Genomic DNA, 17,660 nt, shown 5'->3' with positions numbered 1-17,660 from the left:
TTAAACGTAGCGGCTTTTTCAAAATTTACAAAGATTTAATATCTTCAGCTGTTGTGTGGCGAACATCTTTTCCTTTGACAAAATAGATAATGTATTCGCAAATATTTTGACAACGGTCACCAATACGTTCTAAAGCACGAGCTGACCAGATAACACTCATTATTTGTGGGATAGAACGCGGATCTTCCATCATGTAAGTCATTAATTGACGCATTAGCGCCTCGTATTCACGATCAATCTTCTCGTCATTGCCATGAGTTAAAACAGCTGAGTCGACATCCATACGTGTAAAAGCATCAAGAGTTGCTTGTAAAAATTCTAAAACCTTACGACCTAAATTATCTAAATTAAGTAATAGCGCTTTTTGCTCTCCAGAGAAGTTTTCGAGTGCTACCCGAGCAATTTTCTGTGCTTCGTCGCCGATACGCTCTAAATCAGCAATTGTTTTTACAATAGCCATAATTAAACGTAAATCGCCAGCAGCTGGCTGACGCTTAGCTATGATGCGTGTACATTCATCGTCAATACTGACTTCTAAGGCATTAATTTTATAATCGTTCGCTAAGACATTTTTTGCCAAGACTTCATCCGCATCATAAACAGCCGTGAGTGAATCGCTTAATTGTTTTTCAACCAGACCACCCATATGCATGACATGGTTGATGACATTTTCTAAATCTTCGTTAAATTGGCCTGATATATGACGACCAAGATTGATGTTATCCATTGTTTTTCCTTGTTATTCTATATTAAAAGTAGAATATTAATCGTCTCTATTAACCGTAACGGCCAGTAATATAATCTTCAGTTTTCTTTTTTGCCGGCGTGGTAAACAGCGTATTAGTATCGCTGTATTCAATTAAGTCACCCATGTACATAAATGCCGTTTGATCTGAAACACGTGCGGCTTGTTGCATATTATGGGTAACAATGACCACAGTGAACTGCTTTTTTAAGTCATTAATCAATTCTTCAATCGTCAATGTTGAAATAGGGTCAAGTGCCGAAGTAGGTTCATCAAGCAATAAAACTTCTGGCTTAATCGCAATGGCGCGAGCAATCACTAAACGTTGCTGTTGGCCACCAGAAAGTCCCAGTGCACTATCGTGCAAACGGTCTTTTACTTCATTCCATAATGCCGCACTTCGCAGCGCAACTTCTGCGGCTTCATCCAATACACGGCGATTATTTTCGCCCATAATACGTAAACCATAGACAACATTTTCATAAATGCTTTTAGGGAATGGATTAGGTCGTTGAAAAACCATACCTACTTGACGACGCAGCGCTGCAACATCAACATGTTTTCCATAAATATTTTCGCCATGAAGATTAATTTCACCTTCAATCTTACATATATCAACCAAGTCGTTCATACGGTTAATACAACGTAACAACGTAGATTTACCACAACCACTAGGACCAATAAACGCGGTAACTTGTCCTTTAGGAATAGACATGCTGATATTTTGTAGTGCTTGTTTGTCACCATAGTATAGGTTTAAATTTTTAATTTCTAACGCCACTTGTTCCGGCGATAAGTTGTTAAGATCAAGTTTAACTTTTGGATCTAATGTTCTTGGGCTGACTGAAATCATAGTTTTCTCTTTCAATGCTTAAATTTTGTTCGTGACTGTTAAAACTTTTTTACTTTATATTTTGAGCCATTCTTATGTCAGTATATTTAACTAAAATAAGAATGGTATTCTTCAATAAAATTAATGCTCTAACATGCGATATTTTTCTCTTAAACGGTTACGTATGGTAACTGCTGTCATATTCAGTGAGACAATAATTGTCACCAATAAAAATGCGGTTGCAAAAACTAATGGTCTTGCCGCTTCAACATTAGGGCTTTGGAAGCCTACATCATAAATATGAAAACCTAAATGCATAAACTTACGGTCTAAATGTAAATATGGGAAGTTACCATCGAGCGGTAAATTTGGCGCCATTTTTACAACACCAACTAGCATCAGTGGTGCAACTTCACCGGCCGCACGAGCAATCGCTAAAATGATACCCGTCATAATTGCTGGACTAGCAATCGGTAGAATAATACGCCATAACGTTTCTGCTTTGGTTGCACCTAGCGCTAAAGAGCCGTGACGCATAGCTGAAGGAATGCGTGATAGGCCTTCTTCGGTTGAAACAATAACAACCGGTAATGTTAGTATCGCGAGAGTAATCGCAGACCACATAACACCTGGCGTACCAAAAGTTGGACTAGGCAGTGTCTCGGCATAAAACAGTTGATCTAAACTACCACCCACCATGTAAACAAAGAAACCTAAGCCGAACACCCCATAAACGATTGACGGTACACCTGCTAAGTTAATAACAGCGATACGAAGTAGTTTAGTCAGGGCATTTTTACCCGCATATTCATGTAAGTAAATAGCCGCTATAACGCCCATAGGAGAAACAATGACTGTCATCAGTAAAACCATTAAAACAGTACCAAATATTGCAGGAAAAACGCCCCCTTCGGTATTTGCTTCTCGTGGGTCATCAATTAAGAAACTGCCTATTTGCTGAATAAATACCGCAGCTCGGCCAAAAACAGACAGTTTATTGTTATAAGTAACTTTGAGTATTTCTTCAAAATTTATCTCAATAACCTCACCGCCCATAGCGCGTACCACAAGTTGATCACGAGATACTTTGTCACGGATAGCCATTAACTGTTTTTCTAGTACTTGGTAATCAGCGTTATAACGAGCAACTTCTGCATCAATTTCTTGTTCGCGCTCAACGGTTAAGGTCTCATCAAGTTTATGTTTACGCTTTTTAAGCCGTAAGCGTTCTATTTGATAATTGATGGCACCGATATCAACTTTTTGTAATTCGTCCATTTCGTCTTGAAAATTATCAACACGTTCCAGCAACTCAGCCATTTTGTCTAGGCCTTCAGGCTGACCATCTAAGATAATCCCTTCAATGAAGCCATAAAAATTACCATTGGTACGACGTTCAATCACCACAACATCTTCAGGCATGGTGGTTTTGTTAATAAGCGGCATTAACAACCAGCGAAAATCTAGATTAACTAATTCACGGTTACCCGTTTTCACTAAAATTCGCTCAATGGTTTCTTTAGTAGGATCTAAACCTAAATTTAAATGCGATAACTGCTTGCTTGGCAGGCTTTCACGATCGTATATCTCACCAATAACGGTAACTGCTTGGCCTTTTTCATTAACCGTCTCAAATTGATAAATGTCTGCAGGCCAAAAGTAAGATAAACCACGTGAAGCAATTAACCACAATAAACCTAGAACTGAAATTAAACTGATACTTACTCCGCCAGCAGACAACCACACCCACGGAGAACCAGATTTAAACCAACTATTCATAAACTCAGTTCCTTAACTATAACGAGCTGTATTTTTCACGTAAGCGCTGACGTATCAGCTCAGCAAACGTGTTAAAAATAAAGGTGAAAACAAATAAAACAAAAGCAGCTAAAAATAGAATTCGATAATGCGAACTCCCTACCTCGGATTCTGGCATTTCTACAGCAATATTTGCTGCTAAGGTACGCATACCTTGGAAGATACTCCAATCTAAAATTGGGGTATTACCCGTCGCCATCAGCACTATCATGGTTTCGCCTACTGCACGGCCTAAGCCCATCATCACTGCAGAAAAAATACCTGGACTAGCGGTTAACAAAACAACTTTCGCAAGCGTTTGCCATTGTGTAGCCCCCAAAGCGAGTGAACCACTGGTTAAATGTTTAGGTACACTAAATATTGCATCTTCTGCCATAGAAAAAATGGTCGGTATAACGGCAAATCCCATCGCTAAACCAACCACTAATGAATTACGTTGGTCAAAGTCAATACCGAGGTCGTTAGTAATATACTGACGAACATCGCCACCAAAAAACAAGGTTTCAAAGAAAGGAGATAACAAAAATGCACTACCACCGGCAATTAACAAGACAGGAACAAGTATGATCGGCGCCCATGTTTCAGGAATAGTATTTTTCATATCTTTAGGCAGTTTATGCCAAGCAAATGCAGTTACAAAGACTGAAAGCGGTAACATAATTAATAGCATTGCGATTGCTGGCAAATAATTTTCGATTATTGGCGCTAACCATAAACCCGCCAAGAACCCTAAGATAACTGTTGGCAATGCTTCCATTAACTCAATTGTTGGCTTAACTTTTCGGCGCATACCAGGGGTCATAAAGTAAGCGGTGTAAATAGCAGCACTTAACGCAATAGGCACAGCAAATAACATCGCGTACATGGCCGCTTTCATGGTACCAAATGAAATGGGTACTAAAGAAAATTTACCTTCGAAATCATCTGAACCGGAAGTTGACTGCCAAATATACTCGGGCTCTGGGTAACCTTCATACCAAACTTCTTCCCACAAAGCGCTCCAAGTCACTTCGGGATGTTCATTTTCAACGCTGAATATTTTTAGCTGATTTTCGTCAATCACGACTAAACCATCAGCACGAGGAGAAATTGCAAATACGCTAGGTTCGGTAGTTGTTAGTTGACCACGCCATAAATCAGCTTCACTGGTGGTGTAGAAAACCCCCATATTTCCTGAGGTCGTTAAAGTATAGAAACTTTTACGAAATTGTTCGGTATGAATTTGAGTAACAGCTTCTGTATCACTAACGTTAAAGCTACGAACATTTTTAAATTGACGACCATCGTCAGTAGCCACTTCAAACCATTGTGTAACTTTACCCGCACTGCTACCTAATAAGATTGAGCTACTACCAGAAAGTAATGCCATTGCTGTAACATGATGGGGTTTGCTTCTGGTTTGTTCTAAAGAGGGAATAATTGTGGCTTTAAGTTCAACGTCATCTTCATCGGTAAGATCAAAAACAAAGACTTGATCATCACTACGAACAAAAGCTAAGCCCATATCAGGAGTCACTAAGATTTCGTTAACATGATCAGCAGGAAAATCAATTTCTTGATAAATAGTTTCGTAAGCGCTGTCGTAAGTAAAGTCATCTTCAGCAATTAAGCTAGTCTTAATTAAACGCTGGTCTTGTGTAAACGCAACAAAAACCGCTTTTTCATCATTCATACCAAATGAAAGTTCAGTAAGAACTTCGCCACTCTCGTCAACGGCTATCGACTCTTCTCCTAACGGATAGGCAACACTAGGAATAATTTCTCGTGTACCCGAATCAAAATTAGAAAAGAATTTAGCGGCAATAAGCTGCATGTTGCCGTCACTATCAATGAGTAGTTTCTTTTCTACACCAGAATTAACAACATTAATTAAGGTTTTATCATCACTCAATAAGTTTTCACTGAGTACTAACGTACCTTTTTCATTAGCAGCACTTTTGACGAGCTGATAAAAGTTAATATCACCTTGCTGAGTAATTTGAAAAGCGATTTCTTTTAGTTCATCAACACCCGCAGATAACGTGGGTGCCGTGGTACTGATTTCAAATTGACCAACAGGCTCTATTGTTGCCGACTCAAAAATAGGTTTTATCACATAGAGTAAATATAAAAAGATCAGCACCAGTGTAAACAAAACACTTATACCGCCTACTGTTATTAACCATTGTGCTAATGTATTTTTCAACTGACGTGGGCCAGTCGATTTTAATGCAATTGCCACTTAAACACCTTCAATTATGGAGACTTTAGTACGATATGAATTATAAGACAGTTGTATGACACTTTTGTGACAGCCAACAATTAGTTTTATATAAATCACTAAAGAGGTAGTTTTGACTAAAAGATTATTGTTAATTAACAAAGTTTTGTTTATCGTGATGAGCAAAAAAAAATCAAATATTAGGAGAGAATGATGAGCTTAAGTAAAATTATGTCGACAGACTTAATTACCTTAGAACTTGACGATGATTTAAGTAAAGCAAAAGCAATATTTGACCAACACAGCATTCACCATATTTTGATACTTTGTGATAAACAACTTGTCGGGGTGGTCACCGATAGAGATATATACAAGCATTTAAGTCCAACAATTGGCACTAAAAACGAAACGCCCCGTGACCATTCAATGTTACAAAAGAAGCTACACCTCATCATGAACAGAGACCTGACAACAGCCAAAGCAGAAGTCAGTTTAAATGACGCAGTATTAATGTTTCATGACAATCACCTTTCATGTCTGCCGATTGTAAATGATGAAATGCAACCTATTGGTATTATCAGTTGGCGTGATATTTTAAAAGTTATTGCACGACAATACCGTAACAAGTTAGCCACTAATAAATAATGGCTGACATAAAACGACTTATGCTTTATTTTAGTTTAGCGCTTTAACTGAAGAAGCAATTTTAGTGCTGTGCATTATCGTTAATTATCTTTAAAATAGTTATTTATCCTCACAATATTTCATGGGTTATGCTTTAACAAAGGAATAAATATGTACTTTACTATCACCCCTTCTCCTTACGGCAATATCGCATTAACCGCTAATGACCAAGGGCTAACGGCGCTTGCTTTTCAAGATGGCGCTTTACCGCTGATTATTGATGAAAGTGACACAGAGAGCCCTACTCATTTTACCCGAGTGGTTCAACAGCTTGCAGAATATTTTTCTGGTCATCGTACTGTCTTCGACTTGGCACTTGCACCACAAGGTACACCGTTTCAGCAAAAAGTATGGCAAGCATTGCTGACTGTCAAACAAGGTGAGACCAAAAGTTATTTATGGATAGCAAAAAAAATTAATAATGAAAAGGCCGTACGAGCGGTTGGCGCAGCAAACGGAAAAAACCCGATCGCTTTAATTATCCCTTGCCATCGTGTTATAGGTGCCAATGGAAAATTAACAGGTTATGCTGGTGGTTTAGCTTTAAAAGCAAAGTTACTGATGCATGAACAAGCACAGTTCAGCGTTTAATTGCTATTTTACTTAACAAAAAAGCAAAGTAACTCATCGATAAAAAGCAACAATATAGCGTTTAATTAACCTAACATAGAGTTAAGAGGGCTAGCGGTTTAATTTTTGTAAATACCCGAGTTATAAAATAAAAATAAGCTTTAGCCAAATTCAGTTTGACTGATAAGATGCCCACAATGTTTTTATAGAATAAATCAGTTATGAGTATAGATATTTTATTTGTTTTTGCTGTTGCCGTAATATTGTGGATGGCATGGTTATTAGTTAAAGCAAAACGTTTCACTAAATTTAAGCTACAGATAGAAAAAGAGTTAAAGCCAAAAGTTATTGCTGATATTTTAGCCGAATTAGAAGAAAGCAGAAGTGATATTTTTCCAAATAACGAAATTCATCAACAAGCAACGATTTATTATTGGTCGCAGTATAAAGTGCGTATTTTGCAAGCCGCCTTGCAACGAGAAATCATTAGTACGCAGTGGTTAAAAGACACCGGCAACTTACGTAATAGCCAGCATCTTTTTCACGTTGAACAAGAGTACTTAAATTAATTGTTCATTCTAGATTAATCTTGGCGTTTAAATTGAATATCCCAAACGCCATGACCTAAGTTATGACCACGGTTTTCAAATTTCGTTAATGGCCGAGAATCAGGACGTGGCACAAAGTCACCATCGGTGGCTAAGTTTTTATAGCCCGGCGCTGAGTTCATATCTTCAATCATGCATTCTGCGTAATTTTCCCAGTCAGTAGCCATATGAAAAACACCACCCACCTTTAGCTTTTGACGAATAGTTTCGACAAATTCTAACGAAACAATTCGACGTTTATGATGCTTCTTTTTATGCCAAGGATCAGGAAAAAACAATTGCACGGTCGTTAATGAACTATTAGGAATACAGTCAGCAAGCACTTCTATCGCATCGTGTTCAAAAACCTTTAAATTATGAACGCCTTCTTCATCTGCTAATGAAATACAAGCGCCAACACCCGGACGATGCACTTCAACACCAACAAAATTTAGTTCTGGGGCATTTTTTGCCATTTCGACTAAAGATTTACCCATGCCAAAACCAATTTCTAAGATAATAGGATTGCTGTTATTAAATAAGTGAGCAAAATCAATCATTCCATCAAGATGGTTTAAGCCCATTGTTGGCCAAAATTGCTCCAATGCATTCGCTTGTCCTTTTGTTAATCGCCCTTCGCGCTTAACAAAACTACGTACTTTGCGAATATATTTGCCTTCTTTTTCAGCTTCTTCAATGCTTTTGTGGGTGTTTTCAGTTTTATCTACCATATATTTCTTCAATATAATCCAAGTTTTATTCTAAATAAATGCGCTTTAAACAAAGCAGCCAAAATTTTCAGAGTCTGCACTTATTGTACATAAGTAATGGCACTGAAAAATGCTGACAATGCCGGGTAAAGTTCATTTATGATGAATAAAGTTATTCAGCCCACCAAACATCGTAAAGATCACTAACAGCTACTGCTGTAGCGCCATTTTCATTCAACCAAGATTCTACAGCGGTACGATGTTCATCGGTACACTTACCGATATTTTGAGTACAAACGATACCATGCCATAAAACATCGCCTTCACCGCCAAAACCTAAACCATTAGGTTGAATAACTTCATTAAAAAAGTTATTCAAAAAAGTATCAACCGTATCATTGTCCGTACCGTCAGCTAATTTAAAAGCGACGTCAAAACCTAATTCTTGGTATTCATCAACACGTAATTTTTTACGTAAACGGCGGTTACGGTTTTTAGCATTTAATTTCATTTTAATTCCTTAAATCTTAGCAAGTATATTTCGAGTGATAATCTCGAGATTAATATGGACGAGAGCATAATGGCATTATAAATTTTTGCAATAAAAAATGCACATTTATTCGTGCCCGTTTATTAGGTAAACTAAGTCGCTATGACAAATAAAACTCAAATATCACCGAAATCAGCACAGTTTTTTGCCACGCAAACACTCGACTGGTATCAAGCCCAAGGCAGAAAGCACTTACCTTGGCAGCACAATAAAACCCCATACCGTGTATGGATCTCTGAAATAATGCTGCAACAAACACAGGTAGCAACGGTTATCCCGTACTATCATCGTTTTATGGACAGTTTCCCAACAATTACCGATTTAGCTAATGCCGATGAAGATAACGTTTTACATCACTGGACAGGATTAGGTTATTACGCTCGAGCTCGTAATTTACATAAAACAGCAAAAATAATTACTCAGCAATACCAAGGTACTTTTCCTGAGGACATTGAACAAGTTATTGCTCTACCGGGTATTGGTCGTTCAACGGCTGGTGCAATTTTAAGTTTGGCATTGAATAAGCATCACGCTATTTTAGATGGTAATGTAAAACGGGTATTAGCTCGTTGTTATATGGTTGAAGGCCATAATGGTCAGAGTAAGTATGAAAAATCGTTATGGCCGATTGCTGAGGTATTAACGCCCAAAGAAGGTGTTGCGGAGTTTAATCAAGCGATGATGGATCTAGGCGCACTTATTTGTACTCGCAGTAAACCTAAATGTGAGCTGTGCCCGTTAAGTGACACTTGTTTAGCTTTTTCACTGAATGAACAAAGTAGTTACCCACAAAAAAAACCAAAGAAAACCATTCCAGAAAAACAAACTATTATGGTGATACCTCGTATTAACCAGCAAGTATTATTAGAGAAACGTCCTCCAAGTGGCATATGGGGAGGTTTATGGTGTTTTTTAGAGGTCCAGCACGAAGAAGAGATTGCCGCATTATTAGCGAAGCTCCACTTGAAACAAACGTCCGTTGTACCCTTAGTAAAATTTCGCCATACCTTTAGTCACTTTCATTTAGATATATCGCCAGTAGTGATTGATTGTGAACAATTACCAGCAAAAGAAATCAACGAAAACAACCAACAACAGTGGTACAATTTAGCCACAACTGCATCGGTTGGCTTAGCAGCATCAACTCAAAAATTGATCAGCTTATTAAAGCCATGATATTTATATATCGATACCACTTTAAGATACAGATGAATATTAAAGTGGTAAAAGTATAAATGCACAGACCAACTTACAACCTAGAACAAGAGAATTAACTTATGAGCCGTATTATATTTTGCCAAAATTTAAAAAAAGACGCTGAAGGACTAGGATTTCAACTTTATCCTGGAGAAGTCGGTAAACGTATTTTTGATAATATCAGTCAAGAAGCATTTAAAAACTGGCAACAAAAACAAACCATGCTTATTAATGAGAAAAAAATGAACATGATGGAGCCAAATGACCGTGCTTTTTTAGAAACGGCTATGGTTGCTTATCTTTTTGAAGGAAAAGAACCTGAAATTGAAGGTTACGTTCCACCGAAAAAGTAAGGGTTCAACAACTTTTTTTATTGATAATTTTGATTAAATGGTGATTTTACGCTGACTATTCCGCCAATAAGCAGAAAAAACAAGCAAACAAACATTTATTTAAAAAAAAGGGTTGACGAACAAATCGAAAAACAGTTTAATACGCCCCGTCTTCAAGGCAAAGCCGAAAAGACAGCAGATTAGACACTGCCTCGATAGCTCAGTCGGTAGAGCAGAGGATTGAAAATCCTCGTGTCCCTGGTTCGATTCCGGGTCGAGGCACCATCTATTCAACCTATTTGAATATTTGTTGCTTACTTTTTTAATATAGAAATAGTGTAGAAACATTTGTTCGGTGCCAAGATAAATAGTTCAATAGAATAAATTTATCGCACACATCTTTGTGTGCCGACTTAGCTCAGTTGGTAGAGCAACTGACTTGTAATCAGTAGGTCGCCAGTTCGACTCCGGCAGTCGGCACCATCCATTCCGAAAGGAAGGAACGAAACCTTAACAGCAATGTTAAGGTTTTTTTTCGTCTTAAGAAAAGTAAAACCACCTACTGATAAACTCAGTCACTCTTAACATGCAGCAGTTCAACTCCGGCAGTCAGCAACCTTTCTTCCATTCCTTCTCAAGAAAAGCAAAACCACCTACTGATATGGTAAAAAGTACCTGTAATCTTATTTTTTCCTGTAATTCATCAATCACTAGCTATGTTCGATTGTGTAAAATTAGGCTACCCTGTTAACAGTTGTGACCATAAATAGACGGTCGACTCACGGTCATCAGCGATTAATAGCAATTAACATATTTTCTACTTGAGTTAAAAAGTAGCTATGGCAAGGGAGCCTAAGTGCGATTTCTTAAATTTATCTTAATTGCTGTTATCACCTTACTGATTATTTTCACTATCACTTACAGTGCTAGAGTTTCAGTTATCAATTACCTTGTAAAAACACAATTCAATTCAGACAAAATAGCGTTGACTTGCCTAAATGTAAGCCTTACCAGTAATATGGCCATTAGGGTCAACAAGGCATGCTTACAGACCCCAAAGGCTAACATTCAAATTGTCGGTATGATAATACAATGGCAACTATCCCCTAGCCTTAATATAACTGATATTGATATAAGGTTGGCAGAGATTAAAGGTACAGATCATTTATTCTCCAAAAAAGATGATGCTCTCTTAAACAAAGAGCAAGAAAATCAAAACTTAAGCCAATTGCTTTCAACAAGCTTACAAACTTATGCACAACAAATTAAGCAGTTTAATTTACCGGCAAAAATAAATGTCACTAAACTTTCCTATTCACCGTTTACGCTTAGCAATAAAACTGAGACAAAATATATTGCTAATTTATCGACACTAGCTAATAACTTGTCTTTTACACTAACAACATCCGAAAGCCTAGTGTTTATTGAGGCTAAGCTAACCCAAGAGAAAGAAGGTTTTTCCATTGCGATCTCAAGTAAATTAAGTTTACTAAAAAGCTTTTTAAGCGCCCATCGATTACCTATTACCGCAGCATTAACAGACAACTTAACGGCTAGCGAAATCTCAGGTGATTTCAACACACAGATGAAATATCAAGCGAGCTCTATTAGCTTGAAAAATCAAATAAGCAATATCTCGATAATTTCTGAAAACGGCATAGGCAATAGCGGCCCGTTTAAACTATTAGGTGCGCTGAACTTCGATAGTCAATTTGATTTAATCGCCAAAGAAACGACTAATGAAATTTCCGCTAAAGACAAGATAACAGTCGCATTAACCTTTGTTGGAAAAAATGAAATATCAGTGGAATATAGTCAGCCACAGTTGTTAGCGAAGTTAACCCAAGCCGGGCTATCGCCAACAATGATGTCAATACTTGAAGAGAATCCATTAACGCACGTAACCATAAAACCGCAAGGCGATGCACGATTAACACTGAACGATAGTAAGGGCTACCTTAGTCATCTTGAAATAAGCGCCTTTAGCGGTGCACGACCTCACCAAGTAAAATTTGATAATATTACTTTTGACTTACCTACCCCACAAATACCTTATGCATTAGCAGTAGAGCGTTTTGTTATTGATAGTCAGCTGAAGCTGGTTAACATAGCAAAATACACTCCTGCGCCTGTTGCTTTACACTTAATTGGCTCACTAAATAAAACCGAGCAAACAACAACGATTAATTTAACAGCAGACTCTTCAATCACCTTAAATAATATCGTGGTGCTTAAACAGATGACTGAGGACAAAAATAATAATCAAACGCACAATAAAATCACCACAAAAACGTCAACTGCACAAAAACCTCAAGCACTGTTAAGCCTAAAAAAATTAACAACAAAATTAACGGGTAGCGTAGCGCTGTTAGAGGACAACAATCTAAACATTAAACTAAAAGTCGATAATCACGTTTCACAGCTGAATATTCCTAAAAAACTAAAGATAACTTCGTTTAATATTTTTAGTGAACTCAACGGCAACTTTGACGATATTCAGCTTAATGCTCAAGCCAGTGCTGACGGAGTGAAGCTAGGCAACATTGTTTTGACTGGCCCAGTCAAGTCACCTAATCTAGTTATCGCCGCCAAAAAATTACAACTCACTGACTTATTATCGTTAAATATCCAATTGCCGACTGAAGTTGAATTGATTGATGGCCTATTAGATTACAATATTTTTGGTCAAATAAATGCTTTAAACAATATTGAAAACACCCCCTTTAACGTTTCGGTGGCAATTACCTCACTCAGTGGTGAAATCAATGGCATTTGGTTGCAAGAGCTCAATTGGCAACAACATTTTTCCTTACTTGCTGGAAAAATAACGACTCAGCCCAATGCTAAAGAAAACCTAACCGTTGAATTAATTGAAACTGTGACTCCTATTTCAAAGCTATCAATTAACACCAACTGGACATTCGATAAAAGCTTTCAGCTTTCAGCCAACAAACTTAAGGCGAATGTTTTAGGGGGCAGCTTCTTTATTCCAAATATACAATGGCCGGTCGAACATGGGCATTCAGTTAATGTTCAGCTTAATAGTATAGACTTAGAGCAAGTATTAGCATTAGATGAAAAACAAGGTATTGTTGTAACGGGTAATATATCAGGTCAACTTCCCGTTACTTTTGATGGTGATAAATATATTATTGAAAAAGGTGAACTGCACAATATTAGCAACGGACTGATACAGGTCATTGATAACCCAGCCGTAGAAGAGCTTAAAGCAAACAACAGTCAACTAAAACTGGCGTTTGATGCACTGCAAAACTTGCATTATCATCAGCTTTCCTCCGCAGTTACTATGGCAGACGACGGTTACATGCAGTTAAATACGGTAATAAAAGGTCGAAATCCAGATATTGATAACGATGTTAATTTAAATTTGAATTTGAGTTACGACTTGCTTGGCTTACTTGAATCATTATCAATAACACAACGTTTTGAAGAAAGCCTTATCAAAGGTTTACAAAAAAAGAAGGAGTAAGTATGAGTAAAATACTAATCGTGCTATTCACTGTTTTCATTATCAGTGCTTGTACACATAAGATAGAAGTTAGTGCAAAAGAACCGATCACCATTAATTTAAATTTGAAAATTGATCATGAAATAAAGGTGAAGGTAGATAAACAACTAGACGACATATTTAGTGCTGAAAGCGACATATTTTAGGGGAACGCCATGAAAAATTTAACAAAGAAATTCATAAAAAAAATAAGCTGCGCTCTATTGCTCTCTACTATAGCCTTTTCCGCTTGGGCTATTTCACTCGACGATGCAAAACAACAAGGTTTAGTTGGTGAAATGTCTAATGGTTACTTAGGTCTTATTATTGATAGCCCAGACGCGAAGAGCCTAGTCACCAGTGTTAACGAAAAGCGCAAAAATATTTATATGAATTTAGCGCGCACCAATAAAATCACCATGCAACAAGTCACCGCTTTAGCAGGTAAAAAAGCTTATGATAAAACACAACCAGGCCACTTTATCCAAAATAGCGCGGGGCAATGGGTTAAAAAATAAAGAGTGATAACTGCACCTAAAGCAAGTAGCACGAGAGCAGATAGCGAACAGCTCTAAGTTTTTATTTTATAGGTTTTTGGGGCGGTAGCTATCAAAAAAATGCTGCTACTGATGGCATTTAAGAATAGCCTTCTATAGAAAGCAACGAAACCTTAACAACAATGTTAAGGTTTCGTTCCGATATAAAAAGTAAAAAAAACAACATAGACACTCACTTTAATTCAAAAAAACATAGATATTTTAATAACTGATCTTCTGTCGTCAGTCATATCGATTTTTAGTCATATGAAAGTGTACTAAAACAGTTTTTCAACTGTATCTTCCTTAAATCATCGATATTTCGACAATTTTCGTCCACAGGAAAAACCTGATTAGCAATCTGAAAATATTTTATGGATTAACTATTTAAGAAAATAGTTGGTTGCAATGACTCAAGTTTTGTCGTCGCTTTAACTGTTGATGCTCACAGTAGTCACTCAGTGCAACTTCATGACCAATGGCACCATGGAACTGGGTATTAAATTCAGTGGTGATTACCAACCAATTTTCAGCGGATATATTTAATCGATTGAGTATTGCAGGTTGGCTTTTTTCTATGAAACCACATGTACCTTCTCTAATGCATCGACCTGTTAACTCAATTAATTTAAGATAATCTTTGAGTTCAAAAGGTAAACCTTTTGGCATACCCTTTGTTGGATTGCCAATAAAGGGTAATAGCGTGCTGGGCTGTTTGCTTTTTGCTGCCTGTTCACATCGAAGTTTGACACTGGTATGTTCTGAATTTTCTGGTGTTTCTGCGGCATTAGCTCGAATAGGATTTAAGTCAACATATGCCATACAAGATGCAAGGGCAGCTTCGTCTAATAGCGCTTGTGATTTAAATCTACCTTCCCAAAATCTACCTGTGCAGTTATCTTCTTGATTAGCGGCCCTAGCAATACCCTCATTAATATAACCCATAAACCAACTAATTTTCATCAGACGTTTTCGATAAACCTCAGCGGTTGACTTAACTATATCAAGTAATGGCTTTGCTAAGACTTCACCCTGACAATATTGCTTGGTCAGTAAAGTGCCTTTGTATAAAGTATGCCAACGTTCAAGAACTTCTATCATGCTCCATTGCTTAGCTTTTGCTTCATCAATAAATACTACTACATGATAATGGTTACTCATTACAGCATAAGCACAGACATCGATAGCGAATACTTGCGTAAGAAAATGAAGTTTGTCTTCTATCCAGCCTCGACGGTGTTCATAGCTTTGGCCTGAATATTTATCTTCACCACATAAGAAAGCCCGTCGAACACAACGAGCTACACAATGATAATAAGGGGTGTCTTCTAAACTAATTTGTTGCTTCCTTGGCGTTGCCATCATTCATCCTAAATAACATAGCTACCTTATTTTAGCTTAGTGCAAAGACTGTTATTGTTCAATTTTAAGTGGATTTCAATCTTAAGTGAGTGTCTGCTTAGATCTTGCTTAGATCTATTAACTTAGGTCTCAATTTTAAGTGAGTGTCTGCTTAAGTATTTTAGCTTAGGTCTTTTTTAAGTGAGTGTCCGCTTAGATCTTTTTAAGTGAGTGTCTGCTTAGGTATTTTGGTTTGTATCTTTGTTCTGATTTTTTTTAATATGCTTGTATAAGTTGATTTTTTGGTATACAAATCACAATAATCGTCTTTTTGCACTCTACGATGAGAGAAAAGTATGATTAATACCAAAATTAATTAGGAATTTAAATGGAAGCAAATAGCGTTACCGTCCGTCATTTAACGTTGCAAGATATGACAGAGCTTCGCAAGGCGAGTGAATCAGTTTACCTTAATAAAGAATTAGCAACGTGGAATGAACCCACGGTTAAAGCCTTATTAACTAAATTTCCAGATGGGCAAATCTGTGTAGTTGTTGATGGCATTGTTGTCGGTTGTGCCTTCTCATTAATAATTGAATATGCTGATTTTGGTGATGAACATACTTATTCTGAAATCACTAGCAATATGACCTTTGATAATCATGATCCTAAAGGCGACTCTTTATATGGAATAGAGGTCTTTATCCACCCTGATTATCGCGGTTTACGATTGGCTAGACGCTTGTATGATGCTCGTAAAGAACTTTGTGAAAACTTGAATTTACGCGCTATTGTAGCCGGTGGTCGTATGCCAAACTATGCGCAACATTCAGATAAAATGAGCGCTAAACAGTATATTGAAAAAGTAAAAATCAAAGAATTATATGATCCGGTATTAAGCTTTCAACTCGCCAATGATTTTTATGTCCGCAAGTTACTAACCGGTTACTTATCGGGCGATAGGGAATCAATGGAGTATGCCACGTTACTTGAATGGCCAAATATCTTTTATACTAAATCGGTAAAACTTATCAATGCGCCGCGCTCAGAGGTTCGTTTAGGTTTAGTGCAATGGCAAATGCGTTCAATGAAAAGTATTGATGATTTATTTGAACAAATGGAATTTTATGTCGATGCCGTATCCGATTATAAAAGTGATTTTGTGCTGTTTCCTGAATTGTTCAATGCACCTTTGATGGCAGAATTTAACCATTTACGTTTAACAGAGAGTATTCGCAGACTATCGGAATATACCGAACAAATTCGTGATAAATTTATCGAGTTTGCGATAAGTTACAATATTAATATTATTACCGGTAGCATGCCGTTTTTTGTTGATGGCAATCTTTATAACTCAGGCTTTTTGTGTCGTCGTGATGGTTCATGGGAACGTTATGATAAAATTCATTTAACGCCAGCAGAAGTGCGTAGTTGGTCTATGGTGGGTGGTAAAAACCTCAAGGTGTTTGATACTGACTGTGGCAAAATTGGTATCATGATTTGTTATGATGTTGAATTTCCAGAGTACTCTAGAATACTTGCCGACCAAGGGATGAATATCTTGTTTGTGCCGTTCTTAACAGACACCCAGAATGGCTACACACGTGTGCGTCACTGTGCAATGGCAAGAGCGATTGAAAATGAATGTTATGTTGCTATAGCTGGTGCGGTAGGTAATTTGCCAAAAGTAAATAATATGGATATTCAATATGCCCAATCTGCGGTATTTACGCCGTCTGATTTTGCTTTTCCAACAACGGGCATCAAAGCAGAGGCAACACCTAACTCAGAAATGACTGTTATTGTAGACGTAAATCTAGATTTATTGAAACAGTTACATAGTCATGGCGCTGTACATACCATGCGTGATAGACGCCATGATTTATACAGTATTACCCAACATAAAAAAGATTAGTTGGTCATTTTTATAAGTAATTAAATATATTTACCTGCTAATAATCTGCGGGGTCAACGCACTAATATTGAATATCAAAATCAGTGCACTAGCCCCGCAAATTAAATTCCCCCTATCAATTAGTGCACTAATTCA

The 17,660-nt window shown here is 37.2% G+C and carries 16 protein-coding genes and 2 tRNA genes; 11 read left to right on the top strand and 7 right to left on the bottom strand.

Annotated features, from left to right (window positions below; genetic code table 11):
* Window positions 1-25: 25 nt before the first annotated feature.
* The 4 genes from phoU to H4J56_RS02805 form a co-directional block, all read right to left on the bottom strand.
* Window positions 26-727: a phosphate signaling complex protein PhoU gene (gene phoU / locus H4J56_RS02820; protein ID WP_182176185.1), complete on the bottom strand. Its 702-nt coding sequence runs from the start codon at window positions 725-727 to the stop codon at window positions 26-28.
* Between the two features lie 49 nt (window positions 728-776).
* Window positions 777-1,598 (bottom strand): phosphate ABC transporter ATP-binding protein PstB, encoded by an 822-nt coding sequence (gene pstB / locus H4J56_RS02815; protein ID WP_070374673.1) that lies wholly within the window; start codon window positions 1,596-1,598, stop codon window positions 777-779.
* A gap of 120 nt (window positions 1,599-1,718) precedes the next feature.
* Window positions 1,719-3,356: a phosphate ABC transporter permease PstA gene (gene pstA, locus H4J56_RS02810; protein WP_182213470.1), complete on the bottom strand. Its 1,638-nt coding sequence runs from the start codon at window positions 3,354-3,356 to the stop codon at window positions 1,719-1,721.
* Between the two features lie 16 nt (window positions 3,357-3,372).
* Window positions 3,373-5,616 carry an ABC transporter permease subunit gene (locus tag H4J56_RS02805; RefSeq protein WP_310733584.1) on the bottom strand — a complete coding sequence of 748 codons (2,244 nt, stop codon included), beginning with the start codon at window positions 5,614-5,616 and terminating at the stop codon, window positions 3,373-3,375.
* Window positions 5,617-5,808: 192 nt separating this feature from the next.
* Between H4J56_RS02805 and H4J56_RS02800 the strand changes: the two genes are divergently transcribed.
* The 3 genes from H4J56_RS02800 (at window position 5,809) to H4J56_RS02790 (ending at window position 7,418) form a co-directional block, all read left to right on the top strand.
* On the top strand, window positions 5,809-6,240 hold the full coding sequence (locus H4J56_RS02800) for a CBS domain-containing protein (protein WP_182213469.1): 432 nt from the start codon (window positions 5,809-5,811) through the stop codon (window positions 6,238-6,240).
* A gap of 150 nt (window positions 6,241-6,390) precedes the next feature.
* Window positions 6,391-6,870, top strand: a complete 480-nt coding sequence (locus H4J56_RS02795; RefSeq protein ID WP_182250700.1) for a methylated-DNA--[protein]-cysteine S-methyltransferase — start codon at window positions 6,391-6,393, stop codon at window positions 6,868-6,870.
* A gap of 200 nt (window positions 6,871-7,070) precedes the next feature.
* Window positions 7,071-7,418: a hypothetical protein gene (locus tag H4J56_RS02790; RefSeq protein ID WP_220465200.1), complete on the top strand. Its 348-nt coding sequence runs from the start codon at window positions 7,071-7,073 to the stop codon at window positions 7,416-7,418.
* A 14-nt stretch (window positions 7,419-7,432) separates the two neighbouring features.
* Here the strand turns inward: H4J56_RS02790 and trmB are convergent, their stop codons facing one another.
* Together trmB and H4J56_RS02780 are read right to left on the bottom strand one after the other, a co-directional pair.
* Complete coding sequence (trmB, locus tag H4J56_RS02785) at window positions 7,433-8,167, bottom strand: tRNA (guanosine(46)-N7)-methyltransferase TrmB (protein WP_182213466.1); 735 nt, start codon at window positions 8,165-8,167, stop codon at window positions 7,433-7,435.
* Window positions 8,168-8,318: 151 nt separating this feature from the next.
* Window positions 8,319-8,657, bottom strand: coding sequence for a 50S ribosome-binding protein YggL (locus H4J56_RS02780; RefSeq protein WP_182176192.1), 339 nt, complete (start codon window positions 8,655-8,657; stop codon window positions 8,319-8,321).
* A gap of 141 nt (window positions 8,658-8,798) precedes the next feature.
* Here H4J56_RS02780 and mutY point away from each other — a divergent pair, with 141 nt between their 5' ends.
* The 7 genes from mutY (at window position 8,799) to H4J56_RS02745 (ending at window position 14,251) form a co-directional block, all read left to right on the top strand.
* The gene (mutY, locus tag H4J56_RS02775) at window positions 8,799-9,872 is read left to right on the top strand and encodes an A/G-specific adenine glycosylase (RefSeq protein ID WP_182250701.1); all 1,074 of its coding nucleotides are present in this window, start codon (window positions 8,799-8,801) and stop codon (window positions 9,870-9,872) included.
* Window positions 9,873-9,973: 101 nt separating this feature from the next.
* Complete coding sequence (locus H4J56_RS02770; protein WP_070374680.1) at window positions 9,974-10,246, top strand: oxidative damage protection protein; 273 nt, start codon at window positions 9,974-9,976, stop codon at window positions 10,244-10,246.
* A 188-nt stretch (window positions 10,247-10,434) separates the two neighbouring features.
* Window positions 10,435-10,510, top strand: a tRNA-Phe gene (locus H4J56_RS02765).
* A gap of 122 nt (window positions 10,511-10,632) precedes the next feature.
* Window positions 10,633-10,708, top strand: a tRNA-Thr gene (locus H4J56_RS02760).
* 373 nt (window positions 10,709-11,081) lie between these two features.
* A complete protein-coding gene (locus H4J56_RS19870; RefSeq protein WP_182258817.1) occupies window positions 11,082-13,715 on the top strand; it encodes a YdbH domain-containing protein in 2,634 nt (877 codons plus the stop codon).
* Between the two features lie 2 nt (window positions 13,716-13,717).
* Window positions 13,718-13,900 carry a YnbE family lipoprotein gene (locus H4J56_RS02750; protein ID WP_182213460.1) on the top strand — a complete coding sequence of 61 codons (183 nt, stop codon included), beginning with the start codon at window positions 13,718-13,720 and terminating at the stop codon, window positions 13,898-13,900.
* Between the two features lie 9 nt (window positions 13,901-13,909).
* Complete coding sequence (locus tag H4J56_RS02745; protein ID WP_182250703.1) at window positions 13,910-14,251, top strand: YdbL family protein; 342 nt, start codon at window positions 13,910-13,912, stop codon at window positions 14,249-14,251.
* Window positions 14,252-14,656: 405 nt separating this feature from the next.
* Here the strand turns inward: H4J56_RS02745 and H4J56_RS02740 are convergent, their stop codons facing one another.
* Window positions 14,657-15,631, bottom strand: a complete 975-nt coding sequence (locus H4J56_RS02740) for a transposase (RefSeq protein WP_182250704.1) — start codon at window positions 15,629-15,631, stop codon at window positions 14,657-14,659.
* A 367-nt stretch (window positions 15,632-15,998) separates the two neighbouring features.
* Here H4J56_RS02740 and H4J56_RS02735 point away from each other — a divergent pair, with 367 nt between their 5' ends.
* Window positions 15,999-17,525 carry a carbon-nitrogen hydrolase family protein gene (locus H4J56_RS02735; protein WP_182213456.1) on the top strand — a complete coding sequence of 509 codons (1,527 nt, stop codon included), beginning with the start codon at window positions 15,999-16,001 and terminating at the stop codon, window positions 17,523-17,525.
* Window positions 17,526-17,660 lie beyond the last annotated feature (135 nt).

This window comes from Colwellia sp. BRX8-4, assembly GCF_014077345.1.
In the GTDB taxonomy this organism is placed as follows: Bacteria; Pseudomonadota; Gammaproteobacteria; order Enterobacterales; family Alteromonadaceae; genus Colwellia_A.
The sequence above is the reverse complement of the archived record's forward strand: the minus strand, read 5'-3'. Positions and strand labels throughout refer to the sequence as shown.